The sequence below is a fragment of the Salmonella sp. 32020114201800008SM genome (assembly GCF_017572025.1).
GTDB classification, from domain to species: domain Bacteria; phylum Pseudomonadota; class Gammaproteobacteria; order Enterobacterales; family Enterobacteriaceae; genus Salmonella; species Salmonella enterica.
On the sequence record NZ_JAGEQM010000028.1, the window covers coordinates 1 to 541 of the forward strand.

Genomic DNA, 541 nt, shown 5'->3' on the forward strand with positions numbered 1-541 from the left:
CGACCTGCTCAACGACGGCTATTTTAAAGGATAGAGGATAATCGCGTTGGGTGCGTTTGAACTCAGTCATCATCACGTTCTCCGGATTTAAGTCTGGAACGTGTCAACGCTATTCAGGACGGGTCAATAAATGCAAAAAGGCCCAATCTTTCGATTGGGCCTTTTGCTTTATTTGATGTCTGGCAGTTCCCTACTCTCGCATGGGGAGACCCCACACTACCATCGGCGCTACGGCGTTTCACTTCTGAGTTCGGCATGGGGTCAGGTGGGACCACCGCGCTACTGCCGCCAGACAAATTCTTTTTCAAATGCCGAACTTTAACCGTATTAAGTGGTGCTGATACCCAGAGTCGAACTGGGGACCTCACCCTTACCAAGGGTGCGCTCTACCAACTGAGCCATATCAGCACACTAAATTTGATGCCTGGCAGTTCCCTACTCTCGCATGGGGAGACCCCACACTACCATCGGCGCTACGGCGTTTCACTTCTGAGTTCGGCATGGGGTCAGGTGGGACCACCGCGCTAGTGCCGCCAGGCAA

Annotated in this window: 1 tRNA gene and 2 rRNA genes; all 3 read right to left on the reverse strand. The window is 52.9% G+C overall.

Annotation, left to right across the window (positions count from 1 at the left end):
* Positions 1 to 177 precede the first annotated feature (177 nt).
* Positions 178 to 293 (reverse strand): 5S ribosomal RNA (gene rrf, locus J4613_RS22485).
* A gap of 39 nt (positions 294 to 332) precedes the next feature.
* Positions 333 to 408: transfer RNA gene (locus J4613_RS22490), tRNA-Thr, on the reverse strand.
* Between the two features lie 14 nt (positions 409 to 422).
* Positions 423 to 538 (reverse strand): 5S ribosomal RNA (gene rrf, locus J4613_RS22495).
* Positions 539 to 541 lie beyond the last annotated feature (3 nt).